The organism is Arthrobacter humicola (assembly GCF_022803015.1).
Lineage (GTDB): Bacteria > Actinomycetota > Actinomycetes > Actinomycetales > Micrococcaceae > Arthrobacter > Arthrobacter humicola_A.
In genome coordinates this window covers 676,167-700,270 of sequence record NZ_JAFKON010000001.1, presented here as the reverse complement: position 1 = coordinate 700,270, position 24,104 = coordinate 676,167, and the positions used below count along the sequence as shown (strand labels likewise).

Annotated in this window: 21 protein-coding genes and 1 tRNA gene; 10 read left to right on the top strand and 12 right to left on the bottom strand. The window is 67.9% G+C overall.

The annotated features are described in order from the left end of the window. Positions 1-43 precede the first annotated feature (43 nt). From ARTB_RS03265 to ARTB_RS03255, 3 genes are read left to right on the top strand one after another with little or no spacing between them, the layout of a single operon-like run. Positions 44-1,429 (top strand): acetyl-CoA C-acetyltransferase, encoded by a 1,386-nt coding sequence (locus tag ARTB_RS03265; RefSeq protein ID WP_028275556.1) that lies wholly within the window; start codon positions 44-46, stop codon positions 1,427-1,429. A 10-nt stretch (positions 1,430-1,439) separates the two neighbouring features. After that, positions 1,440-2,780 (top strand): 3-oxoacyl-ACP reductase, encoded by a 1,341-nt coding sequence (locus ARTB_RS03260; RefSeq protein ID WP_243177644.1) that lies wholly within the window; start codon positions 1,440-1,442, stop codon positions 2,778-2,780. Next, a complete protein-coding gene (locus tag ARTB_RS03255) occupies positions 2,777-3,691 on the top strand; it encodes a MaoC/PaaZ C-terminal domain-containing protein (protein ID WP_243177643.1) in 915 nt (304 codons plus the stop codon). Before ARTB_RS03260 ends, ARTB_RS03255 begins: the two co-directional genes overlap by 4 nt. Positions 3,692-3,772: 81 nt before the next feature. Here the strand turns inward: ARTB_RS03255 and ARTB_RS03250 are convergent, their stop codons facing one another. The 5 genes from ARTB_RS03250 to ARTB_RS03230 all read right to left on the bottom strand — a co-directional run bounded on the left by ARTB_RS03250 (position 3,773) and on the right by ARTB_RS03230 (position 8,339). Next, on the bottom strand, positions 3,773-4,924 hold the full coding sequence (locus ARTB_RS03250) for an FUSC family protein (RefSeq protein WP_243177641.1): 1,152 nt from the start codon (positions 4,922-4,924) through the stop codon (positions 3,773-3,775). 81 nt (positions 4,925-5,005) lie between these two features. Further along, a complete protein-coding gene (locus ARTB_RS03245) occupies positions 5,006-6,124 on the bottom strand; it encodes a serine hydrolase domain-containing protein (RefSeq protein ID WP_243177639.1) in 1,119 nt (372 codons plus the stop codon). Continuing rightward, positions 6,124-7,191 carry a glutathione S-transferase family protein gene (locus ARTB_RS03240; RefSeq protein WP_243177637.1) on the bottom strand — a complete coding sequence of 356 codons (1,068 nt, stop codon included), beginning with the start codon at positions 7,189-7,191 and terminating at the stop codon, positions 6,124-6,126. Before ARTB_RS03240 ends, ARTB_RS03245 begins: the two co-directional genes overlap by 1 nt. A 9-nt stretch (positions 7,192-7,200) precedes the next feature. After that, a complete protein-coding gene (locus ARTB_RS03235; protein WP_243177636.1) occupies positions 7,201-7,989 on the bottom strand; it encodes a M50 family metallopeptidase in 789 nt (262 codons plus the stop codon). Then, positions 7,986-8,339 carry a TraR/DksA family transcriptional regulator gene (locus ARTB_RS03230; RefSeq protein WP_028275564.1) on the bottom strand — a complete coding sequence of 118 codons (354 nt, stop codon included), beginning with the start codon at positions 8,337-8,339 and terminating at the stop codon, positions 7,986-7,988. Before ARTB_RS03230 ends, ARTB_RS03235 begins: the two co-directional genes overlap by 4 nt. Positions 8,340-8,495: 156 nt before the next feature. On the opposite strand from ARTB_RS03230, the gene malQ reads away from it, so the two are divergent. Both malQ and ARTB_RS03220 read left to right on the top strand, forming a co-directional pair. Next, complete coding sequence (malQ, locus tag ARTB_RS03225; protein WP_243177635.1) at positions 8,496-10,739, top strand: 4-alpha-glucanotransferase; 2,244 nt, start codon at positions 8,496-8,498, stop codon at positions 10,737-10,739. A gap of 119 nt (positions 10,740-10,858) precedes the next feature. Beyond that, entirely contained in the window at positions 10,859-11,917 is a 1,059-nt protein-coding gene (locus tag ARTB_RS03220; RefSeq protein WP_243177633.1) for an alkaline phosphatase family protein, read from the top strand. A gap of 130 nt (positions 11,918-12,047) precedes the next feature. Here ARTB_RS03220 and ARTB_RS03215 read toward each other — a convergent pair whose 3' ends face one another. Beyond that, positions 12,048-12,317, bottom strand: coding sequence for a hypothetical protein (locus tag ARTB_RS03215; RefSeq protein WP_243177631.1), 270 nt, complete (start codon positions 12,315-12,317; stop codon positions 12,048-12,050). Between the two features lie 240 nt (positions 12,318-12,557). Here ARTB_RS03215 and ARTB_RS03210 point away from each other — a divergent pair, with 240 nt between their 5' ends. The 3 genes from ARTB_RS03210 to ARTB_RS03200 all read left to right on the top strand — a co-directional run bounded on the left by ARTB_RS03210 (position 12,558) and on the right by ARTB_RS03200 (position 17,346). After that, positions 12,558-14,075, top strand: a complete 1,518-nt coding sequence (locus ARTB_RS03210) for a CYTH and CHAD domain-containing protein (RefSeq protein ID WP_243177629.1) — start codon at positions 12,558-12,560, stop codon at positions 14,073-14,075. A 30-nt stretch (positions 14,076-14,105) separates the two neighbouring features. Then, a complete protein-coding gene (locus ARTB_RS03205; RefSeq protein WP_243177627.1) occupies positions 14,106-15,245 on the top strand; it encodes an AI-2E family transporter in 1,140 nt (379 codons plus the stop codon). Positions 15,246-15,366: 121 nt separating this feature from the next. Further along, positions 15,367-17,346, top strand: a complete 1,980-nt coding sequence (locus tag ARTB_RS03200) for an amino acid transporter (RefSeq protein WP_243177625.1) — start codon at positions 15,367-15,369, stop codon at positions 17,344-17,346. A 116-nt stretch (positions 17,347-17,462) separates the two neighbouring features. Here ARTB_RS03200 and ARTB_RS03195 read toward each other — a convergent pair whose 3' ends face one another. The 5 genes from ARTB_RS03195 to ARTB_RS03175 form a co-directional block, all read right to left on the bottom strand. After that, positions 17,463-18,320 (bottom strand): oxygenase MpaB family protein, encoded by an 858-nt coding sequence (locus tag ARTB_RS03195; protein ID WP_243177624.1) that lies wholly within the window; start codon positions 18,318-18,320, stop codon positions 17,463-17,465. A 25-nt stretch (positions 18,321-18,345) separates the two neighbouring features. Then, positions 18,346-19,311: a hypothetical protein gene (locus ARTB_RS03190; protein WP_243177622.1), complete on the bottom strand. Its 966-nt coding sequence runs from the start codon at positions 19,309-19,311 to the stop codon at positions 18,346-18,348. Beyond that, complete coding sequence (locus ARTB_RS03185; RefSeq protein WP_243177620.1) at positions 19,308-19,793, bottom strand: hypothetical protein; 486 nt, start codon at positions 19,791-19,793, stop codon at positions 19,308-19,310. Before ARTB_RS03185 ends, ARTB_RS03190 begins: the two co-directional genes overlap by 4 nt. Positions 19,794-19,857: 64 nt before the next feature. After that, positions 19,858-20,331, bottom strand: coding sequence for a hypothetical protein (locus tag ARTB_RS03180; protein ID WP_243177619.1), 474 nt, complete (start codon positions 20,329-20,331; stop codon positions 19,858-19,860). Between the two features lie 693 nt (positions 20,332-21,024). Next, positions 21,025-21,107, bottom strand: a tRNA-Leu gene (locus ARTB_RS03175). Positions 21,108-21,271: 164 nt separating this feature from the next. Between ARTB_RS03175 and ARTB_RS03170 the strand changes: the two genes are divergently transcribed. Beyond that, positions 21,272-22,588, top strand: coding sequence for a M20/M25/M40 family metallo-hydrolase (locus ARTB_RS03170; protein ID WP_243177617.1), 1,317 nt, complete (start codon positions 21,272-21,274; stop codon positions 22,586-22,588). Between the two features lie 16 nt (positions 22,589-22,604). Further along, positions 22,605-23,768 (top strand): acyl-CoA dehydrogenase family protein, encoded by a 1,164-nt coding sequence (locus ARTB_RS03165; RefSeq protein ID WP_243177616.1) that lies wholly within the window; start codon positions 22,605-22,607, stop codon positions 23,766-23,768. A gap of 71 nt (positions 23,769-23,839) precedes the next feature. Here the strand turns inward: ARTB_RS03165 and ARTB_RS03160 are convergent, their stop codons facing one another. Continuing rightward, on the bottom strand, positions 23,840-24,073 hold the full coding sequence (locus tag ARTB_RS03160; RefSeq protein WP_018772920.1) for a DUF5703 family protein: 234 nt from the start codon (positions 24,071-24,073) through the stop codon (positions 23,840-23,842). Positions 24,074-24,104 lie beyond the last annotated feature (31 nt).

Below are 24,104 nucleotides of genomic sequence, written 5' to 3'. Positions count from 1 at the left end.
TACGCTGGGTATCGGTAATCGCTTTGATCGAAGGAGACAGCCCATGTCCGTCAACGGACAGTCAGTGCCCCGCCCCCAGCCAGCCGCCGCATCCGCCGCCGGGAAGACACAGCACGCCGGCGCAGGCCCGGCACAACTCCGCAAGGCCGTGGTCGTGGGCGGCAACCGCATCCCGTTCGCCCGGACCGGAGGCGCGTACACGAAGTCCTCCAACCAGGACATGCTCACGGCCGCCCTTGATGGCCTGATCGCCCGCTTCGGCCTGCAGGACGAACGGATCGGGGAAGTGGCTGCGGGGGCGGTCCTCAAGCACTCCCGGGATTTCAACCTCACCCGGGAAGCGGTGCTCGGCTCGGCCCTCTCCGCCGAGACCCCGGCGTATGACCTCCAGCAGGCCTGCGCCACCGGCCTGGAAACGGTGCTCGGCCTGGCGAACAAGATCAAGCTGGGCCAGATCGATTCCGCGATCGCCGGCGGCGTCGACTCCGCCTCTGACGCCCCCATCGCCGTCAGCGAGGGACTCCGCGAGGTGCTCCTTGACCTCAACCGCGCCAAGACGATGTCCCGGAAACTGCAGGTCCTCAGCCGGCTCCGTCCCAAGGATCTGGCGCCCGACGCCCCGAACACGGGGGAGCCGCGCACCGGCCTGTCGATGGGCGAGCACCAGGCGCTGACCACGGCGCAGTGGAAGATCACCCGCGAGGCCCAGGACGAACTGGCCTTCAACAGCCACCGGAACCTGGCCGCGGCCTACGACGCAGGCTTCTTCGATGACCTCCTGACCCCCTACCGGGGACTGAGCCGCGACTCCAACCTGCGCGCCGACACGAGCCCGGAGAAACTGGCCACCCTCAAGCCCGTTTTCGGCAAGAACCTGGGCGCCGAGGCGACCATGACGGCCGGCAATTCCACCCCGCTGACCGATGGCGCCTCCACCGTTCTGCTGGCGTCCGAGGAATGGGCCGACGCCCACGACCTCCCCAAGCTCGCCGCGGTGATCGACGGCGAGGCTGCCGCCGTCGACTTTGTCCACGGCAAAGACGGGCTGCTCATGGCCCCGGCCTTCGCGGTGCCGCGGCTTCTCGCACGCCACAATCTCAGCCTCGCGGACATCGACTTCTTCGAGATCCACGAGGCTTTCGCCGGCACGGTGCTCAGTACCCTCGCGGCGTGGGAGGACGACGAATTCGGCCGCACCCGCCTGGGCCTGGACGGCGCCTTCGGCAGCATCGACCGGGCCAAGTTGAACGTCAACGGCTCCTCGCTGGCCGCCGGACACCCGTTTGCGGCCACGGGCGGCAGGATCGTGGCCTCGCTGGCCAAAATGCTGCACGAAAAGGGAGACGTCAACGGGCGTCCGGCCCGCGGCCTCGTGTCCATTTGCGCCGCCGGCGGCCAGGGCGTCGTCGCAATCCTCGAAGCACTCTAGGGAGAACCGGATGAGCGACAAGTACACCCGGCTGGTCAGCCACGGAATCGGCAAAGACCTCGCCAAGCGGCTCGGCCTCCCGCAGCCAGTGGTCCTCCGGCGGCACGAGCCCGGCCGCCCCCTCATCGACGGACCGGTCCTGGTCCAGGGATCAACCGGCGGCGCCGACGAGCTCGCCGCCACCCTGCTGGACTGGAACCTCGATGTCCGTCGACACGCGATACCCAAGGAGAAGCTCGGCGCCATCATCCTGGTGCTGGACGAGCTGGCCCACCCCGGCGATCTTGAGAAGCCGGTCCTCACCGCCGCCGCCTCGCTGCGTGACCTCGCCCCGAACGCCCGCGTCATCACTATGTCCCGCACGGCGGGCTCGGCCACGGAACCGGCAACGGCGGCTGCCAGGCAGGGCGTGGACGGTCTCCTGCGGTCTTTGGCGAAGGAACTCCGTGCCGGCGCCACCGGCAACGGCATCCTGCTCGCCGGCGGCGCCCGGACCACGAGCCCGGCAGCACTGGGGGCGCTGAGGTTCTTCCTCTCGGGCCGCTCGGCGTTCGTAGACGGGCAGTTCCTGACCGTCAGCTCCGGCGCCGGCCAGCTGCCCGACGACGTCGAGAAGCCGCTGGCCGGCAAGGTGGCCGTGGTGACCGGCGCAGCGCGCGGCATCGGGGCCGCAATTGCCCGCACCCTCTACCGCGACGGCGCCACACTCATCCTCGTGGACATTCCGGCGGCGGGAGAGCATCTGGCGGCAGTGGCCAACGAGGTCCATGGGACGGCCCTGCAGCTGGACATCAGCCGCGACGACGCCGGCCAGCGGATCATCGACCACGCCGCGGCACGGCATGGCCGGCTGGACATCATGATCCACAACGCAGGGATCACCCGGGACAAGCTCCTGGCCAACATGGACGCCGGCCGCTGGAACTCCGTGCTCGCGGTCAACATCGCCGCGCAGCTGCGGATCAATGAGGCCCTGCTGGCCTCGGAGCACTTCCGCGACTCGCCCAGGATCGTGTCCGTGGCCTCCACCAGCGGGATCGCCGGGAACCGCGGCCAGACCAACTATGCCGCGTCCAAGGCCGGCGTGATAGGCATGGTCCGCGCCACGGCGGCGCTGATCGGCGAACGCGGCGGGTCCATCAACGCCGTTGCGCCCGGCTTCATTGAAACGGAGATGACCGCCAGGATCCCGTTCGCCACCCGCGAAGTGGCGCGCCGGCTCAACTCCCTGCAGCAGGGCGGCCGGCCGGGCGACGTCGCCGAGGCCATCGCGTTCCTGGCCAGCGACGCCGCGGGTGGGATTTCCGGGGAGGTGCTGCGCGTCTGCGGGCAGAACCTGGTCGGCGCATGAGCGGACCCCAGACCGTCATCCTGGGCGAGATGCCCGCACTGTCCAAGCTCTACGTCAACGCAGCGGCCGCCGCGGCACGGCGCCGGGTCCTGGGCACCCACGGCGGCACCGAACTGCCGGCCTACACCCACGAGGTCCGTGGCGTGAAGGCCGACGTCGCCAACCTGACGGCCTTCCAGCACCTGATCGGCGAGAGCGCGAGCGATGTCCTCCCCGCCGGCTTCATCCATGCCCTGGCGTTTCCGCTGGCCATGAGCGTGATGAACCGGGACGATTTTCCGCTGCCCCTGCTGGGCATGATCCATCTGACGAACACCGTGGTGCAGTCCGCGCCGGTCCTGTTCACCCAGGCCCTGGATATCCGGGCCCGGGTGGAGAACCTGCGCGGGCACCGCGCCGGCACGCAGCTCGATGTCGTCGCGGAGGTCCGTGCCGCCGGCCAAGATGAAGTCCGCTGGCGTGGGGTCTCGACCTACCTGGCCAAGGGGGTGTTCCTTCCGGGGATCGACAAGGCCTCGGTGGCCGTGCCGCCGCCGCCATTCTCCGTGCCGGATCCCACGGCCCTGTGGCAGCTGGGCGTCGATACCGGGCGTGCCTACGCGGCTGTGTCCGGGGACTTCAACCCCATCCACCTGAGCGTCCTGACCGCCAAGGCCCTCGGGCAGCGGCGGTCCCTTGCCCACGGCATGTACCTGGCGTCCCGGGCGCTGGCCGACGTCGGTGCCGTCCGGGGGGATTCGTTCACCTGGGAGGTGGCCTTCGAGGCCCCCGTGTTCCTGCCGGCCCGCGTGGCGCTCGACATCAGCACCGTGCAGGCGGACGGCGGCGGGTGGGAGCGCTCGGCCTACGTGGCATGGAACCCGCTGTCCGGGCGCCGGCACTTCAGCGGCTCTGTCGCGGCGCTGCCATAGCCGGCGCTGCCACAGCCGGGCAGGACAGACAGACCGACCGGGTCAGACCGGCCCGCCCCGCCGGCAGACGGAAAGTATTTCCTAGTCTGCCGGCGCCGTGGCCGGTTTGGCCTCCGGCCGCCCGGGCGTGGCCACGCGCAGCATGCGGTGCAGGCTCAAGAGGATGGATTCGACCGCGCTCGGGGCGTCCGTGCTGTGCTGCTCGGAGCCAATCCGGGCGGTCAGTTCGCTGATCGCCGCATCGGCGGCAGCCGCCAGCTCGGTCTGGCGTTCGGGCTGTTCCTCTTCCAGAGCCCGCAGCACGTCGCCGACGGAAGCCATGGCGTCCCCGAGGGGCACTGCGTATTCGTCGGGCACCACAAAGGGGGTGTCCTCGGCCCAGATGACATCCGAGAGCACTTGGGTCACGTCCTGGACGTGGAAGGTCAGGCGCTCGAGATCCCGCAGGTTCCGGTAGTCGAGGTTCAGGTCGCGCGGATGCAGGTGGCGTCGGGGATTTGCCTGGCGGCTGGCGTCGGCTTTTTCGACGGCGAGCCGCACGGAGCGGGCGTGGGCTGCGAGCGCTTCCGAGCGGCGGGACCAGTCAACATGCTCCGGCGGCCAGCTTTCCTTCAGCGCCTTGCCCATGTCCCAGAGTTGCTGGGCGAGGGCCTGGCGCAGTTCCGCGATACTTAGCTCTGCCGCCCGGAAGTGCAGCGGCGGGAAGACCAGCAGGTTCACGACGATGCCCACCGTGACGCCGACGCCCATCTGGAACAGGTATCCGAAGGAGAACGTGTCCGGATTATGGCCGCCGACCAACAGCACCAGGAGCGCCGCCGTCGGGATCCAGTCCCGGCCCGAACCGATCTTGGGTAGGCCGGCGAGGATAACGCCCAGTCCCATGACCACCGCGACCGTCCACGGCGACGGCGAGCCGAGGCTGAACAGCATGAACGCAAGGCCCACCCCGATCGCCAGTCCGACGAGCGTCTGGACGCCCTGCCGCATGGAGCCGGCAACGTTCTCGTACATGGCCACCAAGGCGCCCAGCGGGGCGTAGTACGGATAGTCGGCCGCTGAGCCCGGCATGAAGGGTGCGATCGCGAAGGCGACGCCCGCGGCCAGCCCGGCTTTCAGGGCCAGCTGCAGCCGGGGCCACAGCACCGCCGCGGCGACAGCGCTGCCCGCGGTGCGGGTCCATCGGCGCAGCAGGGAGGGCGGGTTGCCGGCTTGCTTTTCTGGAATGGCCATTCGGCTCACCCTATGGCCGGGAGGCTCGTGCGACAACTGGACGAACCCCGGAGCGGGCCGCCCAAGCCGAAACGGGGCCGGTCAGGACGCCGCGTGGGCGGCCCGCCGCACCGCCGCGGACAGCCGCTGGGCCCGCCCCTCGGTCCGGCCTTCCTCGCTGCGGCGGGGCACATACCCGAACCCGAGGCCGTAGCCGGGATCCGCGAAGCCGAGGGCCGCGTTCGCTCCCTCGTGCCCGAAGGCCAGCTGGCTGCCGAAGTTCCGCCCAGGCTGGGGTTTCATGAACACGACGGCAAAGGCGTTGTCCTGCCCGGAGCACCGGTCCAGTCCCCAGACCTGCTCAGCGGCCATGAGCTCGATGGTGGCGGGGTTCAGGAAAGCGGGAACGCCGTCCACTCCGGTGGTGGCGGCGGCGTAGAGCCTGGCCAGCCCCTCGGCTGACCCCACACCACCTGCGCTGCTCATACCCGAGGCGCGCACCAAGCGGTGGTTGGGCAGTTCCATGATGGTGCTGACCGGCGCGTTGCTGTTCAGCCCGTCGAGGCTGAGCGGGTCCAGCCACGGCTGGGCCGGGTCAGGGTCGTAGAGCACCTCGCGGTACCGGGGTTCCTGGTCCTCGGGCAGGCCCAGGAAGAAGTCGATGCCCCACGGGCGGCGGATGCGTTCGTCGTAGAGCCCCTGCAGCGTCATCCCCGTGACGCGGCGGCAGAGCTCCTCCATCAGGATCCCTATGGTCAGGGCGTGGTAGCCGAAGGCCGTGCCCGGGCGCCACAACGGCGCCGAGGCCGCGAGACGCCGCGCCGCGGCCGGGGTGGCGAACTCCGCCAGGGGAAACCCGCCGGCGACGCCGGGCAGCCCCGCCTGATGGGATAGGGCCTGCCGCACCGTGAGCCGGTCCTTGCCGTGGACGCCGAACTCGGGCCAGTAGGACGCGACGGTCCGGTCAAGGTCGAGCCGGCCGTCCTGGACGAGGAGGGCGATGACGAAGGCGGCGACTCCCTTGGAACAGGAGTAGGTGCCCGTGATGTCGCCGGGGACGAATCCCGGTCCGCCGCAGAGGTCCAGCACCTTGGTGCCGTGGTGGTAGGCCGACAGCTGCGCGCTGTAGCCCGGATCCTCGGAAAGGAAAGAGTCGAAGAGCTCACGCACACCCGCAAATCCGGGCGCGGCAAAGCGAGCCGCACCGGCCGCTGTCGGCATCAGGCTGCGCCGTGTCCCGGGGCGACCTCTTCGCCGGCCCGGACCGGTCCGGGCGGCGTTCCGTCGCCGAACGGCCGGCCGCCGAGGGATTCGCGGCCGTGCTCCGAGAGCCAGTTGCCCAGTTCCGGTCCGCGCGGGACCACTCCGGTGGGATTGATGTCCTCATGCACGATGTAGTAGTGCTGCTTGATCTGCACAAAGTCGGTGGTGTCGCCGAACCCTGGCGTCTGGAACAAGTCGCGCGCGTAGGCCCACAGGACCGGCATCTCGCTGAGCTTTTGCCGGTTGCATTTGAAATGGCCGTGGTACACGGCGTCGAAGCGGGCCAGTGTGGTGAACAGGCGGACGTCGGCCTCCGTGATCGTGTCGCCCACCAGGTACCGCTGGCCCGCCAGGCGTTCCTCGAGCCAGTCCAGGGCCGTCCAGAGCCGATCGTAGGCAGCGTTGTAGGCCTCCTGGGAACCGGCAAAGCCGCAGCGGTAGACGCCGTTGTTCACCTCGGTGAAGACACGCCTGTTGACGGCGTCGATTTCTTCCCTGAGGTGCTCCGGGTACAGCTCCGGCGCGCCGGCGCGGTGGTACTGGGTCCACTCCGTGGAAAAGTCGAGCGTGATCTGGGGGAAATTGTTGGTGACTACCTGCCCGCTGGGGACGTCCACGATTGCCGGGACGGTAATCCCGCGGGGGTAGTCGGGGAAGCGGCGGAAGTAGGCGTCCTGGATGCGTTCGATTCCGAGGACGGGATCCCTGCCGTCCGGGTCGAGATCGAACGTCCAGGACCTGGCGTCATGGGCGGGGCCGGGCTGGCCGAGCGAGATGACCGCCTCCAGGCCGAGGAGCCGGCGCACGATCACCGTGCGGTTGGCCCACGGGCAGGCGCGCGCAGCGATGAGGCGGTAGCGGCCAGGTTCCACGGGCCAGCCGGGCTCGCCGTGGGCGCCCGTGGCACCGTCCCGGGTGATCCGGTCCTCAATGTAGTTGGTATCCCGGGTGAATTCCTCGCCGCCGGTCACATACGCGCCCTTGGTGCTGAATCCCGGATCGTCGGTGTGGGTACTCAGGCTCATGGTCCCAGCCTAAGGCCGGGAAGGGAACGGCCCGAACGCGGCTGCGAACACAGGGGCCATCGGCTGCCAGGCAAACCACCATGCCCCGGCCACAACCACGGCGAAGAGGGCAATCCACACCGCGGCGGGGATGGAGGTGGCCCTGGCCAGCAGGTACGCGTCCGACGTCGGGAGCCTGTCCCGGTGCCGCAAATGGACGTTGGCCAGTTTGCCGAGGTCCCTGACGGCAGCGACCAGCAGCGCCAGGCCCAGCACGATCATCACGTGGCCGTTGAACACCGGCGGCACGAACAGCACCAGGAGCGCCGCGGCCAGTACGGCGGCGGCCGTGATGAGGAGGCCCACGCCGTTGCGGAGGAACAGGAAGGACGCCAGGAGGATGAGCGTGCCCACCGACATCGCGGCCGGCCCCCAGCCGTTGAAACCGCACCAGACCATCGCCGCCCCGACGACGGCGGGCACGGGGTAGCCCCAGAACGTCGACCAGGCGGCGGAGAGGCGGCTCCTGCTGTACGTCGTGGTGGTGCCGGAGTGGTCCAGGCCCAGCCGGATGCCGCCGAGCCGCTGGCCGGTGGTGAGGGCGGCAAACGCGTGGCCGAGTTCGTGGGTCACGGTGGCGAGCAGGCCAAAGTAGCGCCAGGACAGGCGGGGCAGGGAGACGGCCACTGCCAGCAGGATCACCGCCACGAGCTCAATACTGCTCACGTGCGGGCTGGGGGCGTGGGTGAATCCGGCAACGATCCGCTCCCACCATGTCAGGGCGAGGTTCGGTTCCCCCAGCAGGCCGGGCGGACTCATGCCTTGCCCGAGGCATGCGCGATGCAGTACGCGGTCCAGGGCCTGGCCTCCAGCCGGTCCTCGGGGACCGGGGTGGCGCATACAGCGCAGATTCCGTAGGTGCCCTCGTCCATCCGCGCAAGGGCGGCATCGATCTGCAGCAGGGAAGCCCTGCTCTGTTCCAGGAGCGCGGAGGCCTGGGATAGTTCGAAGGCGATCGTCGTGCCCTCGGGGTCGTGTTCGTCGTCGACGTTGGAGTCGAGGCGGGCGGCATTGACCGAGGTGATGTCCCGGCGGAGGGCGGGCAGGAGGGCAAGCTTCCGGTCACGTTCCTCGCGCAGGAGGATCCGGAACCGTTCGACGTCAACCATAGGCTTCAAGGCTAGCGCGGCCGCTGTAGCGGCGCCTAAACGGGCCGAAGGAGCCGTCCGCGCCGGGAACCGGCCAAGGACTCAACGAACTGGTAGATGACTCCCACATCCACGGAAAGGGCGGCGGGCGGTAGGGGCAGCGTCTAGAGTGGGCGCATGGTGGACCAGACGCACCCCGAGACCCCCGCAAACCCCGAGGACCGTCCAAACCCCAATCATCCTGCAGACGCCGGCAACGCCGCGGCCCCCGGAAGTCCCGGGCAGACCGGGGACACTGATACGGCCGACACGCTCCTGCGCGAACTCGCCGCAGCCTATGGCGTCGACACCAGCTACTGGGGCTGGGACGGAGTGCAGCGTTCCGTGGCCGCCGGGACCCTGCAGGACGTGCTGTCGGCCCTCGGGGTCCCCGCCAACGGGCCCCAGGAGCAGCAACGCTCCCTGGCCGAGTCCCGGCTGGCACACTGGCGGCGCATCCTGCCCCCGGTCCTTGTAGTGAGGGAGGGACAGGAGTCCCGCGTCGAGGTCCACGTCCCGCACGGAAGCGAAGTCCGCGTCTGGATCGACGCCGAAGACGGCAGCAGCTATGAGGCCGCCCAGCGGGAGAACTGGGACCAGCCGGTCGACGTCGACGGCGTCCTCACGGGACGTGCCACGTTCGCCATACCCGGCAGCCTCGGTCTCGGCTGGCACACGTTGAGAGCCGACGCCGCGGGCACGGCGGCGCAGTGTCCGCTGGTAGTTACGCCCGGCCGGCTCCGGGCCTCGGCCCTGCTCAAGGAACGCCGCACCTGGGGACTGACGGCCCAGCTGTACTCCGTGCGGTCCTCCCGGTCCTGGGGGATTGGCGACTTCGCCGATCTCGGGGACCTCGCCGAGGTTGCCGGGGAGCAGGGGGCCGGCTTTGTGCTGGTCAATCCGCTGCATGCCGCCGAACCAGTGCCGCCGGTCGAGGACTCCCCGTACCTGCCCACCACACGGCGCTTCTTCAACCCGCTCTACCTGCGGGTGGAGGAAATCCCGGAATACGGTTACCTGGACGCAGCCGGCCGGGCCGAGGTGGCACGCCTGGCCGAAGGCCAGCAGGCGGCCAACCGTTCCCGGGACCTCCTGGACCGCAACGCCAGTTACGCGGCAAAGCTCTCGGCGCTGGAACGCGTGTTTGCGGTCCGCCGCGGGCCGGCGCGCACCCGGCAGTTCGCCGACTTCCGCGCCGAGCAGGGGCAGGGGCTAGAGGACTTTGCGCTGTGGTCTGCGCTCGCCGAAGAGCTGCCGCCGTCGGCGCCGGAATGGGCCGGAGCGGCTGCATCCCCGGCGTCGCCGTACTGTGTCGAGCAGCGGCCGAGGCTGGCAGCCCGGATCGAATTCCACTGCTGGCTGCAGTGGCTCTGCGACCAGCAGCTCGAGGCGGCCCAGCGTTCGGCACGCCAGTCGGGGATGGGGATCGGAGTCGTCCATGACCTCGCTGTCGGGGTAAAACCCGGCGGTGCCGACGCCTGGACTCTCTCCGGCGTTCTTGCCCGGGGCGTGAGCGTTGGTGCGCCCCCGGACATGTTCAACCAGCTGGGCCAGAACTGGTCGCAGCCGCCATGGCATCCGGGCCGGCTCGCCGAATCCGGCTATGCCGCCTACCGGGACATGCTCCGCACCGTGTTGCGGCACGCCGGCGGCATCCGGGTGGACCATATCCTCGGCCTGTTCCGGTTGTGGTGGATCCCCGAGGGCGGGGGGCCGGAGAGCGGCACCTATGTGCACTACGACCACGAGGCGCTCATCGGCATCCTTGCCCTCGAGGCGCAACGGGCCGGGGCGATCGTGATTGGCGAAGACCTGGGGGTGTTCGAGCCGTGGGTCCGCGGCTACCTGGCCGAGCGGGGGATATTCGGCACGTCGATTCTCTGGTTCGAACACGACGCCGATGGCCCGATTCCGCCGGAGCACTACCGCGAGCAGTGCCTGACCAGCGTCAACACCCACGATCTCCCCCCGACGGCGGGCTACCTCGCCGGTGAACACGTCACCTTGCGCGAATCGCTCGGGCTGTTGCGGCGGCCCGTGGCGGAAGAACGCGCCGAGGCCGCGGCCGAGCAGGAGGCCGTGCTGGCCCGGGTCCGGGCACGCGGCCTGCTGGCAGAAAACGGCACGGACGTCCGGACCGCGGTGGAGGCGCTGTACGCCTACACGGCGCTGGCCCCGTCAGCGCTGCTGGGGGTGGCGTTGGTCGACGCCGTGGGGGAGACCCGGACCCAGAACCAGCCGGGCACCAGCACCGAATACCCGAACTGGCGCATTCCGCTGGCCGCTCCCGAGGGTGTGGTGCTGATCGATGACCTGCCGGACAACGAGCGGTTCCTGTCCCTGCTGGGCACCGTCCGCGGCGCGCTGCATCCCGGAGGGTGACCGGACACGGGGGACCGGGCCCTGGACCGGGTGCGGGCAGTTTCTTGACCTGAGCCTGGCCTGAGGCCGGGAATGCAGACAGCATTGGCCGCACCAATACCGGCCGCTAGCATGGACCGATGACGCGGATCGGCCGACTCTCCCTGGCCGGCGGATGGGCGCTGGCGATGCTGCTGGCGGGGTGCACGTCGGTGCACCCCTTCCAGGCCGGCCCGCCTTCTCAGTCCCCATCTGCCGAGTCCCCACCGGCCGGGTCCCTGCCTGCCGGGCCGGCCGGGACCGAATCGCCGCCCGCGTCCCCCGGCCAGGACCCGACCGCCGCGGCCCCACCACCATCCCCGTATTTCGCGCAGCCGGCCCCGCACCCCGCCCCTGGCGGGCAGGCCAGCAGCGGAATCGCGCACATTGTGGTCATCGTCCAGGAGAACAAGGCGGCCTCGCAGATCATGGGCGCCAGCGAAGCGGGCTACTTCAACAAGCTTGCGGCGGAATTCTCGGTGGCCGCCAACTACCGGGCCATCACCCACCCGAGCCTGCCCAACTATCTCGCCCTCACGAGCGGAACGAGCGCGGGGATCACCAGCGACTGCAAACCGGACTCGTGCACCGCCGATGTGCGTTCGATCGCCGATGAGATCACCCAATCCGGACGGACCTGGAAAATGTATGCCGAGGGCATGCCCGCGCCCTGCGCCGCGCATGACTCCCTCCGGTATGCGGTGAAGCATAATCCGTTCATGTATTACCCTGCCGTGACGGACGACGTGGCCTCCTGCTCGGACCATGTTGTTCCGTATGACCGGCTGGGGCAGGACCTGCAGTCGCCGTCGACCCTGCCGGACTACGCTTTCATCAGCCCGGACATGTGCCACGACACCCACGACTGCTCCATCGGCACCGGAGACGACTGGCTCGCCCGCGAAGTGCCCAGGATCCTGGGATCCCCGGCCTTCACGACGCAGAACTCCCTGCTGGTGCTCACGTGGGATGAAGGCAGCAAAGACGACAACCGGGTGGCTACGGTTTTTGCCGGCCCGGCAGCGCGGAAGCACTTCACATCCAACGCCGCCTACTCGCACTATTCCTTGCTGCACACCATCGAGGACGTGTGGGGGCTGAGCCCCCTGACCGACGATGTCCGCAATGCGCCCCTCATGGGCGAATTGCTGAACCACTAGCGGTCAGCCTATTCCCGGCCAATACACAGGAACCACTGCCCATAATGGACCCGAAGCTCCGGTCAACCGCTATTTGACCGGAGCTTCGCCACATCCGCCTGCACCGCCGGCGGTGTCCGCCCCGGTGAAGCTAGGGCTTGGCCTCGACCAGGATGACCAGGGTCTCGGGCAGTACGCCGTCGTAGGCCATCGCCTCGCCCATTACGTCATTTTGCATCGCGGCCATCAGGGCATCCACGTCAGGGACATCCATCATCACTGCGACTTGCGTCGGGTTCTCGGGGTTGACGAACGTACGAATGTTGGTGATCCCCAGTGGGCCGAACACCTCTTCGCGCTTCGGCGAGGCAAGCCAATGATCCTTGTCCTTGACATCGTGGTGGCCGATTATGGTTGGCATGGCGGTCCTCTCGCAGGGGCCAGCGGTCCGCCGGCCCACTGCTCCGAAAGTTACTCGCCGCCGCATGCCCGGGCAAGTCATTTTTCCAGCCTCATACCGCCGCGTCTGTGCGCCTTCCGCAGGGCCGTGGCCCTGAACTGCGCGGCCACCCGTCCCCAGCACCCGGTTCCCGTGACAATCTCCTCCGATAGGGGCCTTTGGGCACACGCCCGGCGCGTGCAGGAGTTCCTAAAATGAAGCATGGCCGCCGACGCGATCGAGGTGGAACGCAAGTACAGCCCTTCGGAATCCGACGCCCTCCCGCCACTGGCATCCATCCCAGGGGTAGATCGCGCCGGGCAGCCCGTCAACGAAATGCTGGACGCCGTCTGCTTTGATACCAAAGCACTGGCATTGGCCAGGCAACGGATCACCCTGTGCCGGCGGTCCGCCGGTCCGGATCCAGGATGGCACCTCAAACTGCCGGTCGCCGTGGGGGAGCGCCGGGCTATACAGGAGCCGCTTGGCGGCGATCAGGATGCCGTGCCGGAAAATTTACGGCAGCTGGTCCTCGTCCACACCCGCTGCCACCCGCTGATTCCGGTTGCACACATCCGGACCAGCCGGAGGTTGACGCCGTTATACGCCGCCGACGGCGCAGTCCTTGCCAACTTCAGTGACGACCGTGTCGAGGCCCAATCCCTGCTAACCCGCGCGGGACCGTCGCGGTGGCGGGAATGGGAACTGGAACTCGCCGACGGCCCCCGTCGGCTGCTCCAGGACGCTGACGCTCTGTGCGCCGCAGAGGGAGTCACCATCGCCACGCACCCGTCCAAGCTCGCCCGGGCGCTCGGACCGGACTATCCGGAGAATCCGGCCACGGCTCCAAAGCCGAGCCGGGACGGTCCGGCCTCGGACGTCATGCTCTCGTACGTATCCCAACAGGTACGCGCCGTGAAGCTGAATGATCCTCGCGTCCGGGTCAATGCGCCCGATGCCGTGCATCAATTCCGGGTGGCCGCCCGCCGGTTGCGGTCGGCACTGGCAACCTTTCGAACGCTCACAGATACGACGTCGGCCAGGTTTCTTAGGGGCGAGCTCCAGTGGCTCGCCGGCAACGTGGGCCAGGCCCGGGACGCCGAGGTCATCCGTGCCCGGCTAAAGGACATGATCAGTGCCGAACCTCCGGAGCTGTTAATCGGACCAGTCGCGCAGCAGATCCAGGAGCACCTCGGCACCGTCCAGCAACAGGGCCTTGCCACCGGCCTGGCCGCGATGGACAGCACCCGCTACTTCCGCCTCCTCGATGCCCTCGATGCCTTCCTTGCGGTACCTCCGCTGAGCGGCGGGGCAGGCAACGATGCGCCGGGGACGGTTGGACGGCTCGTCTCCGCGGAACGAAAACGCCTCAAGGCGGCGGTCCGGTCCCTTGACGGCGGCGCAGGCGGGACACCGCAAGATGCCGCATTGCATGAAGTTCGGAAGGCTGCGAAGCGGCTGCGCTATGCCGCAGAGGCGGCTGCCCCCATTTTCGGCACTCAAGCAACGAACGTTGCCCGGGCCGCGGAGGGCATCCAGGAGATCCTCGGAGACTTCCAGGACAGCGTCGTCACCCGGGAAACCCTACTGGTGCTGGCGGGGCAGGCCGCGGCTGGCCCCGGCGCCGGATTTACCTTCGGGCGCCTGCACGCCCTTGAGCAGCAGCGCGGCAACGAAGCCCGCTTGCGGTTCTACTATGCGTGGCAACAGTCCAGGCCGAAACCCCTGCGCTGGGCCTAGCCACCGCGTCCGAACGCCGGGAGAACCCCTATGATCGAACCCCGCAGCGCAATGCCGGCCATCTGGTCGGACGGACTGGGCCGCGCCAGCATCCGCTCCGTGCAGGTCCTCGCCGTGTCCGCCCTCGCATGGGCGATCATCTGGGCCGCCAGCCGCATCCCGCTCGTCATCATCCCCGTCCTCATCGCCGTTATCCTGGCCGCAGCGATCTCCCCGCTGGTCCGCTGGCTCACCGGGCACGCGTGGCCGCGCGCCCTCGCGGTGGTTGCCTCGTTCGTGGCCATTCTCGCCGTTTTCGGCAGCGTCATCGCCGGCATCGTCATTCTGGTCTCCAACCAGTGGGGCGAGCTCACGGCCCGGGCCGCTGCGGGAGTCGAACAACTGCACTCATTCCTGAACCACGGACCTGTCCCTGTCAGCGACCAACAGATCACCGCCGTCATGGACTCGGTGCGGGAGTTCTTCACCTCGAGCACGTTCAGTGCAGAAGCCCTCACCGGTGCCCGCACCGCGGTGGAAATCTTCACCGGCGCGGTGCTGATGGCCGTCACCCTGTTCTTCTTCCTCAAGGACGGGCCCGAAATCCGGGACTTTCTCATTGGCATGCTGCCGGCCGACCAGCGCGCCAAGGCACGGCTGGCGGCGGATCGCAGTACCGTCGTCCTGGGCGGGTATGTCCGCGGCACGGCCATGGTGGCCGCGGTTGACGGTCTCGTCGTCGGGATCACCCTCGCCATCATGGGAGTGCCGCTGGCCCTGCCGCTGGGAGTGTTCATCTTCATCGGCGGATTCATCCCGATCGTCGGCGCTACCGTCGCTGGCACCCTCGCCATTGTCGTCGCGCTGGTCTCCAACGGACTGGTCCAGGCGCTCATTGTTGTGGCCGTGGTCATCGGCGTGAACCAGCTCGAACACCACTTCCTGCAGCCGGTCCTGATGGGCAGGGTCCTCAGCATCCACGGCCTGGCGATACTGCTCGTCCTGGCTGCCGGCACCATACTGGCCGGCATTGTCGGCGCGCTGCTGGCCGTGCCGATCACCGCCGTCACGTGGACGGTCGTGAAGACATGGACCGGCAAGGACCCGCTGCCCGGACTTGAGCCGCCCGGTCCGGAGCTGGCCGGACCTGAGATGTCCGGACCGGAGCTGCCCGGACCGGAGCCGCGGTAGGCTCGCCGTTCCGGACGCGGCCTGCAGCTGGCCGCCGCAAAGGGGGCCCGGCACTACAATTGACCGGTTCCCAGGACTTGCTCCTGCCCGGCACACGCCCGGCCACCAACAGAAAGATCCGATGCAGACCACTTCTGACCACGCCGTCCCGGCGCAAGTTGACCTGAAGCAGGCCGACCGCCCGGACCGCAAGCCCCTGGTCCGCTGGCTACTGGCCAACCAGGTCGCACCCGCCGGCCCCGAAGCCGAGGAAGATCACAAGCCCAACGCCTGGTGGAAAGTCATGTGCCTGACCGGCGTCGACTATTTCTCAACCCTGTCCTACCTTCCCGGTATCGCCGCCCTGGCCGCCGGTGCCCTGTCGCCGCTGGCCACCCTGCTCATTGTGGCCCTGACCCTGCTGGGCATGCTGCCCATGTACCGCCGGGTCGCGCAGGAGAGCCCGCACGGGCAGGGCTCGGTTGCCATGCTGGAGAAGCTGCTTCCGTTCTGGCGCGGCAAGTTCTTCGTGCTGCTGCTGCTCGGGTTCGTGGCGACCTCGTGGATCATCACCATCACCCTCTCCGGAGCCGACGCGACGGTGCACCTGCTCGAGAACCCGATCGTCCCGGCGGGATTGAAAGGCAGTGCCGTGATCATCACGGTGATCCTGCTGCTGATCCTGGGCGGGGTGTTCCTGCTCGGCTTCAATGAGGCCGTGGGCGTCGCCATTCCGCTTGTGGCCGTCTACCTGCTCCTGAACGCCGTCGTCGTCGCCGCCGGGTTCATGCACGTCTTCTCCAATCCGTCCCTGATCGCCGGCTGGACCGACCGGCTGCTCGCCAGCGCCGGCGGCGGCCCCATGGACCTGATCGGCCCGGCCGTCATCGCCTTCCCCTTGCTGGTCCTGGGCCTGTCCGGGTTCGAGACCGGCGTCTCGATGATGCCGCTGATCAAGGCCACCGGCGACAGCCCCGAGCAGGTCATGGCGTCCCGGGTCAGGAACACCCGCAAGCTGCTCACCACGGCGGCGGCCATCATGAGCGTCTACCTGATGTCCACCAGCTTCCTCACCACGGTCATGATCCCGGCCAAGGAGTTCGAGGAGGGCGGACAGGCCAACGGCCGCGCCCTGGCGTTCCTCGCCCACGACCTGTTCGGCGCCGGGTTCGGCACCGTATACGACATTTCCAGCGCCCTGATCCTCTGGTTCGCCGGAGCCTCCGCCATGGCCGGGCTCATCAACATCGTGCCCCGGTACCTGCCGGCCTACGGCATGGCGCCGGAATGGGGCCGGGCCGTCCGCCCGGTCGTGATCGTCTACACCGTGCTGAGCGTCGGCATCACCATCGCCTTCAACGCCGACGTCAACGCCCAGGCAGGTGCCTACGCCACCGGCATCCTGGCCATGATGGTTTCCGGAGCCGTCGCCGTGACAGTCTCCGCGATCCGCCGGCACAGCCGCGCCGGCACCATCGGCTTCGGTGCGCTGACCCTGGTCCTGCTGTACGCGCTGGCCGCCAATGTCATCGAAAAGCCCGACGGCATTGCGATCTCGGCTTTCTTCATCGCCGGCATCATCGTCGTCTCGCTCATCTCCCGGGTCCAGCGCACCACCGAACTGCGGCTGGAAACCATCGAGTTCGACGAGGCGGCCCGGCAGTTCATCACCGATTCGATTGCCTTCGACGGGCAACTGAACGTCATCGCCAACAAACGCCAGGCCGGTGACAAGGCTGAGTACGCGGACAAAGAGTACGAACAGCGCGGGCTGAATCCCGTCCCGGGCCCGGCGGATGTCATCTTCCTGGAAGTGGAAATCTCCGATCCTTCGGCGTTCAGCCACACGCTCCGGGTCGAAGGCATCGAAGTGGAGGGCTACCGGGTCCTGCGGGTGAAGTCCCCGGCCGTGCCGAACGCGATCGCGGCGGTCCTGCTGGCCATGCGCGACTCGACCGGCACGAAGCCCCAGTGCTACTTCGAGTGGTCCGAGGGCAACCCCGTCGGCCACCTCATGCGGTACCTGTTCCTGGGTGAGGGCGACACCGCGCCGCTGGTGCGCGAAATCCTCCGCGAGACAGAGCCCGACCAGGCACTCCGGCCCGCCATCCACGTGGGCTAGGCAAGGCGAACTCTCACCACAACAATCAGCCCCGCCGGGATTTGAGCAGTTCAGATTCCGGCGGGGCTCTCCGTGTCCTGCGACCCGTATCTGCTCTCACACCCGGTACCCGGGCCTCAGACGTTGGCTGATTTCCCCCACGGGCCGATCTGGTCCAGGGTGTATCCGTCCGGGTATGCCACGACGTTCATCTTTCCCGGCACAAATATGGGCTCCGTCGGCAACGGACGCAGCCTGGCCTTGAGGGAGCGGAACCGCAGCACCGCATTGAACGGCACGCGCAGCACTGCCGGGGCAGGTTTCAGGCCCAGGGCCACAGCGACCTGGGTTTTGTCCATCATCAGCGCCAGGATGGTCGGGGTGAACCGGCGAAGCAGGGCGGGGATACGGCTGGCGAAGGCCGCGACGGTCGCATTGAACAGCATCGAACCCTCGGGGCTCGGGCCCATGTTCCGGTCCTCGTATTCGTCCAGGAACCGCTCCGCCTCCGCGAAGGTGGCCGGGATGCCCTCGAGCCCCATCTGCCGGCCCAGTTCGGCGTAGAAGTCCGTGGCGGCCCGCTTCTCCAGCTCCGTCAGCCGGCGCCAGCCGTGACGTTCGGTCCAGCGCAGCGGCAGCACAAGCAAGGTCATGAGGACGTAGACGAAGTCGTCCGGGGTACCGGGCACCCCCTTGTGGACCCGGCGGAGCAGGTTGATCATGGCCTGGCTGCGTTCGTGCTCGAACCCGTTGGCGATGATCTCGTGGAGGACGATGCCGGTGTCGTAGGAGCGCTTCATCGGCCGGGATTTCATCTCCCCGGTCGCCGCCAGGGTCCTTGCTGTGGAGGGGATGGCGAAGTTGCGGTAGTAGGCGACGAAGAAGCCCGAATGGATTTCAGACTTGAAATCGAAGAGGACCATGTTCCGGTAGATCCCGTACATGTCCGTACCGCTCGGGCGTGTTCGGCGGGTCGGGTGCGTGAGGAGTTGCATGGGGGCTTTCCGTAGCTGTCGCAGGCTATGCCGGGGCAGGGGAGTTATGGAGCTTTGCTTCAACGCAGAGCAGGTAGCTGCGCTCCTCCGCGGTCAGGAAGGCCGCCGAAGTGCCCGCAGCGAGTTCAGCGTCCCGAATTTCGACAACCATCCGGTGCAGCCTGTCCTGTACCGGCGCCTGGGGGTCGGCCTCAAGGGTCCGGTCAAGCGACGTGCTCTGCAGCGCCTTGGACCAGATGGCCTCGACGCGTGCGAGGGTTTCGGTGTTCCGGCGGTGCAGGTTTTTGCGGGCAGCCCTGCCGGCAACCGCCGGGATCGTGAGTCCGGCGCCGGCCAGGACGGTCGCGACCAGTTCCAGCTGATGGTACGGGAAGTCAGGTCTGACCAGTACGGCCAGGAATGTCAGGTGCCGGGCCAAGAGGGACAGACACATCTCGGCCATCACCAGGAAGCCCATGATGCAGCCGGCGCCCAGCATGGAGAAACCGACGCGGAACGGGCGGCTCATCCCCGGGACGTAGCGGAAGCAGATCACGGCAATTTCCGCGCTCATCGAACAGATGAAGAGGGTGAGCATCAGTGAGAACAGGAGAGCCGGGAAACGGTCCTCGTAGATGCCCCAGGCGGGGGTCGTGACGGTGGGTCCTGTGAGGAGGAAGAACGCGGTCTGCAGGCTCAGCGTGAGCGTCAACGGAAGTGTGCGTGTCCACCAGGACCGGCGGCCGCCGGCTTCCGGGGCGATGGCGGCGTATGCGGCGAGGCGCAGATACCAGAGAGAGACAATCATCAGGGAGTTCAGGACCAGTTTGACCAGGTTCATGCCGCCCAGGGCCGTATCGACGGGGACGTAGACAACCGGGGACATGAGCAAAGAGCCCACGCCTCCGTACACGGCACAGGTGAACACCAGGTCGCTCCGGCTGCGAAGCAGGGCGGGAATGCGGGCACCGGCCAACAGGAACAGCGCCGCGGCCATCAGGAACTGCATCATCCGAAGACCGCCCCGAAGTTGCCCGGCTCCGCGTCCGGCTGCTGGTAGGAGCGGCGGATGCGGGAGGCAAGCCGGTCGGCAAGGAGTTCGGCCGTTACCTCGAGCTCGTCGGCGAAGTCGGTGCGTTTCAGGGCCGAGACGACGCGCTCCGGGTCGAGGTCCGGGAAGAAGACCTGGGCGTAGTCGTGCGAGAGGACTTCCTGCTCGTGGCGGAGGATCATGTGGGCGAACTCGTGCAGGACGATCTGCTGGCGGTGCACCTCTGACGCCGCCTTGGCGTGGAGGATGAGGTCCAGGCCGTCCATGCCGAACCACAGGCCACAGACCTTGTCGGTGGGGGTGTTGCCGATCGGCTTGATGACAATCGGACGCCCGCTCGCGGTCTCCAGTTGGGTCTGGATGGAACTCATGGAGACCGGTTCCTGCAGCCGCAGGCCTTCTTCCGCAGTCCGGGCCCGCGCTCGGGCGACGCTGTAATCCATGGAGCTGATCCTTGGGATGGTCCGATAAGGGGCCGGAGTCCCTCCGACTCCAAGGAGGAGCGTATCAGCCCTGTTCAGGGGCCTTTCCGGCGCCCGGCGTGTCGGAAGAAGTGACGTTCGTCTCCGCCAGCTGCTCGTCGATGAGGTCCCGGATCTGAAGGAGCGTCTCGGGTGACAGGCCGCCGAGTTGCCGGGCAGCGAAATTGCGGACCTTGTTGGCCCGCATGCTGGCCAGGAGGTCGAGTTGGGCTTCGACTTTCTGGGGCAGCTCGTCCTGGTCGTGCAGCAGGTAGTCGCGGTTCACGCCGAAAAACTTTGCGAGGTTCTGCAGGAGCTCGGTCTTCTTCACCTCGGGCCCGGACCCGGTGCGCATGTAGTGCCAGCGGGCGCGGGAGATCGGGGTGCCCGCCGTCTTCATGGCGGCGCTGACGTCGTTGAAGGTGATCTTCTTCCCGGCGGCTTCCGAGGAATCAAGGAGAAGGTTCAGCTTCCTTGCGAGTGCAGCGCCCGGCCCGGAATCGACTGACGCGTCGTTCATCGCGCGGCTCCTTTTCTGCGGTCGAAGGGTGGATCCAGAAGACGATATCATCCGATTGGACATGTCCAATAATTTTGCATTACCCTCTGAAAACAGAATTGGACATGTCTATTTCTGCACCGGAGGGGTACCGGGCCACGCCTCCGGTACCGCCTCCATAGTGGAGGCACGCAGCCTAAGGGTTGCCCGTCAGGGGAGCCGCGCTCCGGCTGACGCCACGACGGCCGCATTCCTGCAGGAGCTTTTGGGGGGCCGGCAGGGATGCGGTCTTTTGGTGGCCCGGCCGCGGGGTGAGGTCCCAGTGTTCCTGTCGACGGCGGCGGCCGCCGCGGGAGACGATGCGCTCCCCGGTCTGCGGGTCGTTAGTCCTTGGACGTCCGGCCTCGGGCGCGTCGAGCTGCCCAAACCATGAAGACGACGATGAACGCGACGGGCAAAAGCACCAGCGGGTTCCAGCCTTTAACTGTCATTTGTCATCCCTCGATCCGCTTGCAAGTCTCTTGCGCAGACTCTACGCCGGCGGCCACGAGGCGAGAACGTTGTGCGGCCATCCTTTGGTGGGCACGTCGGGTGGGCTACTGGCCGGGGTGGCGGGTATTGGTATTCAGCGGCAGCGCGGGCGAAGCCGTAGCCCGTCTGCGGGGAAGCAGAAAAAAACCCCTGGAATCCGTGGATTCCAGGGGTTTTCCCTTGTGCGCGGAGGGGGACTTGAACCCCCACCCCCTTTCGAGGACTAGCACCTCAAGCTAGCGCGTCTGCCATTCCGCCACCCGCGCAGGTGGTAATTCCGAGTTCGTTTCGCCTTTCAGCGTTTTGCTTTTCTCGGAAGCAGCGAGAAAGACTCTAGCACGACTTTTCCGGAAACAAATAATCGGGGTCCGCGGGGGTGGTGTGGGTAGGCTGAAGCAAGCAATTGAGCCACCCGCCACGAGGAGCCGCTATGACCGACAACCGGACCGAAACCAGGCCAGAGGATGAGGTCGTCAGGATCTGCCAGGAGCTGATCCGGATCGACACGTCCAACTACGGCGACGGCTCCGGCCCCGGTGAACGCGCGGCCGCCGAATACACCGCCGGGCTCATGGCAGAAGTCGGGCTGGACGCCGAAATTTTCCAAGCAGCGCCCGGCCGAGCCAGCGTAGTCACCCGGCTGGCGGGGGAGGACCCCTCCGCCAGCGCCCTGGTGGTCCACGGCCACCTGGACGTCGTCCCGGCCCTGCGCGAACAGTGGTCGGTTGACCCCTTCGGCGCCGAACTGAAGGACGGCCTGATCTGGGGACGCGGCGCCGTGGACATGAAAGACATGGACGCCATGATCCTGTCCGTGCTGCGCAACTTCGCCCGCACGGGACGCAAACCCAAGCGCGACCTCATCTTCGCGTTCTTCGCCGACGAGGAAGCCGGCGGCACCTACGGCGCCCGCTACGCCGTCGAGAAGCGGCCCGAACTCTTTGAGGGCGCCACGGAGGCGATCTCCGAAGTCGGCGGCTTCTCCGCCACCATCGGCGGCCAGCGCACCTATCTGCTCCAGACGGCGGAAAAGGGCCTCTCCTGGCTCCGCCTGGTGGCCCACGGCCGCGCGGGCCACGGCTCCCAGATCAACACCGACAACGCCGTGACCAGGCTTGCCGGAGCGGTCTCCCGGATTGGTGCCTACAACTGGCCGATCGAGCTCACGCCGACCACCCGGCAGTTCCTCGACGGCGTCACCGAACTCACCGGGGTCGAATTCGATCCCGATGACCCGGAGAAGATCCTGAAGGAACTCGGTACGGTGGCCCGCTTTGTTGGCGCCACACTGCAGAACACCACCAACCCCACCCTGCTCAAAGGCGGCTACAAGCACAACGTCATTCCGGAATCGGCCGAGGCCCTCATCGACTGCCGGACCCTGCCCGGGCAGGAACAGCAGGTGCTGGAAATCGTGCGCGAACTCGCCGGCACCGGAGTGGACATCAGCTACGTGCACAACGACGTCTCGCTGGAGGTGCCGTTCGCCGGCAACCTCGTCGATTCGATGATCGATGCCCTGCATTCCGAGGATCCGGGCGCCAAGGTGCTGCCGTACACGCTCTCCGGCGGGACCGACAACAAGTCCCTGAGCCGGCTCGGCATCACCGGCTACGGCTTCGCCCCGTTGATGCTGCCGGACGAGCTCGACTTCACCGGCATGTTCCACGGCGTCGATGAGCGGGTCCCGGCGGATTCCCTGAAATTCGGCGCACGGGTGCTGGACACCCTGCTCACCAACTACTGAGCGGACACTGCCTGCCATGACGCCCGAGGACATCCTGAGCGGGCCGCTGCTGGAACGGATCCGCGGCCGCGCCGCCGGCTACGACCGCGACAACGCCTTCTTCCACGAGGACCTCGCGGATCTCACGGCGGCCGGCTACCTGAAAATTTTCGTCCCGGTGATCGACGGCGGGCTCGGACTCGGGCTGGCGGAAGCGGCGCAGCTGCAACGCAGGCTGGCGACCGCGGCGCCGGCCACGGCCCTGGCCGTCAACATGCACCTGGTGTGGACCGGCGTCGCCCACGTCCTTGCCGCCCGCGGTGACTCCTCGTTGGATTTCATCCTTCAGGAAGCGGCCCAGGGTGAGGTCTTCGCCTTCGGCAATTCGGAGGCAGGCAACGACTCCGTGCTGTTCGATTCCCGCACGGAGGCCGTCCCGCTGCCCGGCGGCGGCTACAGCTTCACGGGCCGCAAGATCTTCACCAGCCTGTCACCGGCGTGGACACGGCTGGGCATCTTCGGGAAGGACGCCAACGCCGCGGACGGCGCCGGGGAACTGGTCCACGGGTTCATCACCCGGGATACCCCCGGCTACGAGATTTTGCCCGACTGGGACACGCTGGGCATGCGGGCCAGCCAGTCCAACACGACCCTCCTGGAGGGCGCCGTCGTCCCGGCCGAACGGATTTTCCGGAAACTGCCGGTGGGCCCGAACGCCGACCCGCTGATCTTCGCGATCTTCGCCTGCTTCGAGACCCTCCTCGCCGCGGTGTACACCGGAATCGGCGAACGGGCCCTCACGCTCGGGGTGGAAGCGGTGCAGCGCCGGACATCGTTCAAGAACGGCGGCCGCAGCTACGCCCAGGACCCGGACATCCGCTGGAAGGTGGCGGAAGCGGCGATGGCCATGGATGCGCTCTACCCGCAGCTGTCCTCCGTAGCGGCCGACGTCGACGGCCTCGCGGACCACGGCAGCCAATGGTTCCCCCGGCTCGTGGGGCTCAAAGTCCGGGCCACGGAGACGGCCCGCATCGTGGTGGACCTCGCCATCCGGGTATCCGGCGGCTCCAGCTACTTCCGCGGCTCCGAGCTCGAGCGGCTGTACCGGGACGTGCTCGCCGGCATGTTCCACCCATCAGATGACGAATCGGCGCACAATACCGTGGCGAACGCCTGGCTGGGCCCGCTGGAGACATCCTAGGGGCCCAGGACTCCCCGCGGCGTTCGCGGCTGCCGATCCCGGCCGATGCGCGGCCGGGATCCGTGTGCGGCCTAGACGGTGCGCTGGACCTGGATGACTTTCCGGCGCAGCCAGAAACGCCGCCCACCGCCCACGTAGAGGCGGCTGCGTTCCAGTTCCCATTTGCCGTACTCGGAATGCTCCACGAGCCGGCGGCGGGCCTCGGGGAGCGAATCCTCAGGACCGACCGTCAGAACGAGGTACTCGTACTGCTTGACATAGTCCCGTTCCCGCCGGACCGAGCTGCTCAGAAAATGTTCTTTCATTGCTCTCCATTTTCGTCTTTTTCCGACTAAC

Excerpts from the sequence above, each read along its gene's own strand:
- ARTB_RS03265 (WP_028275556.1), top strand. The coding sequence starts at position 44 with ATGTCCGTCAACGGACAGTCAGTGCCCCGCCCCCAGCCAGCCGCCGCA.
- ARTB_RS03260 (WP_243177644.1), top strand. The coding sequence starts at position 1,440 with ATGAGCGACAAGTACACCCGGCTGGTCAGCCACGGAATCGGCAAAGAC.
- ARTB_RS03255 (WP_243177643.1), top strand. The coding sequence starts at position 2,777 with ATGAGCGGACCCCAGACCGTCATCCTGGGCGAGATGCCCGCACTGTCC.
- ARTB_RS03250 (WP_243177641.1), bottom strand. The coding sequence starts at position 4,924 with ATGGCCATTCCAGAAAAGCAAGCCGGCAACCCGCCCTCCCTGCTGCGC.
- ARTB_RS03245 (WP_243177639.1), bottom strand. The coding sequence starts at position 6,124 with ATGCCGACAGCGGCCGGTGCGGCTCGCTTTGCCGCGCCCGGATTTGCG.
- ARTB_RS03240 (WP_243177637.1), bottom strand. The coding sequence starts at position 7,191 with ATGAGCCTGAGTACCCACACCGACGATCCGGGATTCAGCACCAAGGGC.
- ARTB_RS03235 (WP_243177636.1), bottom strand. The coding sequence starts at position 7,989 with ATGAGTCCGCCCGGCCTGCTGGGGGAACCGAACCTCGCCCTGACATGG.
- ARTB_RS03230 (WP_028275564.1), bottom strand. The coding sequence starts at position 8,339 with ATGGTTGACGTCGAACGGTTCCGGATCCTCCTGCGCGAGGAACGTGAC.
- malQ (WP_243177635.1), top strand. The coding sequence starts at position 8,496 with ATGGTGGACCAGACGCACCCCGAGACCCCCGCAAACCCCGAGGACCGT.
- ARTB_RS03220 (WP_243177633.1), top strand. The coding sequence starts at position 10,859 with ATGACGCGGATCGGCCGACTCTCCCTGGCCGGCGGATGGGCGCTGGCG.
- ARTB_RS03215 (WP_243177631.1), bottom strand. The coding sequence starts at position 12,317 with ATGCCAACCATAATCGGCCACCACGATGTCAAGGACAAGGATCATTGG.
- ARTB_RS03210 (WP_243177629.1), top strand. The coding sequence starts at position 12,558 with ATGGCCGCCGACGCGATCGAGGTGGAACGCAAGTACAGCCCTTCGGAA.
- ARTB_RS03205 (WP_243177627.1), top strand. The coding sequence starts at position 14,106 with ATGATCGAACCCCGCAGCGCAATGCCGGCCATCTGGTCGGACGGACTG.
- ARTB_RS03200 (WP_243177625.1), top strand. The coding sequence starts at position 15,367 with ATGCAGACCACTTCTGACCACGCCGTCCCGGCGCAAGTTGACCTGAAG.
- ARTB_RS03195 (WP_243177624.1), bottom strand. The coding sequence starts at position 18,320 with ATGCAACTCCTCACGCACCCGACCCGCCGAACACGCCCGAGCGGTACG.
- ARTB_RS03190 (WP_243177622.1), bottom strand. The coding sequence starts at position 19,311 with ATGATGCAGTTCCTGATGGCCGCGGCGCTGTTCCTGTTGGCCGGTGCC.
- ARTB_RS03185 (WP_243177620.1), bottom strand. The coding sequence starts at position 19,793 with ATGGATTACAGCGTCGCCCGAGCGCGGGCCCGGACTGCGGAAGAAGGC.
- ARTB_RS03180 (WP_243177619.1), bottom strand. The coding sequence starts at position 20,331 with ATGAACGACGCGTCAGTCGATTCCGGGCCGGGCGCTGCACTCGCAAGG.
- ARTB_RS03170 (WP_243177617.1), top strand. The coding sequence starts at position 21,272 with ATGACCGACAACCGGACCGAAACCAGGCCAGAGGATGAGGTCGTCAGG.
- ARTB_RS03165 (WP_243177616.1), top strand. The coding sequence starts at position 22,605 with ATGACGCCCGAGGACATCCTGAGCGGGCCGCTGCTGGAACGGATCCGC.
- ARTB_RS03160 (WP_018772920.1), bottom strand. The coding sequence starts at position 24,073 with ATGAAAGAACATTTTCTGAGCAGCTCGGTCCGGCGGGAACGGGACTAT.